Here is a 270-nt window from a genome sequence, read left to right as displayed (position 1 = left end):
ACACCGGATTTACCAGGTGAGGAAGGAACAACGCCAGATTTACCGGGTGATAGTGGAGAAGCGGGGAAACCAGAGACACCAGGAACAGGGGGAACGACACCAGATTTGCCAGGTGAGGAAGGAACAACACCAGATTTACCGGGTGATAGTGGAGAAGCGGGGAAACCAGAGACACCAGGAACAGGGGGAACGACACCAGATTTACCAGGTGAGGAAGGGTCAACGCCAGATTTACCGGGTGATAGTGGAGAAGCAGGGAAACCAGAGACA

1 pseudogene is annotated in these 270 nt (G+C 53.7%); it reads left to right on the top strand.

What is annotated here, in order from left to right:
• Positions 1 to 270: pseudogene (locus K5V21_RS19855) on the top strand (hypothetical protein); the annotation flags it as partial.

Origin of the sequence: Clostridium sardiniense (assembly GCF_019753795.1) — a bacterium.
Taxonomy (GTDB): domain Bacteria; phylum Bacillota; class Clostridia; order Clostridiales; family Clostridiaceae; genus Clostridium; species Clostridium sardiniense.
Note: the sequence above shows the minus strand (reverse complement) of the source record. Positions and strands in the feature narration are given on the sequence as shown.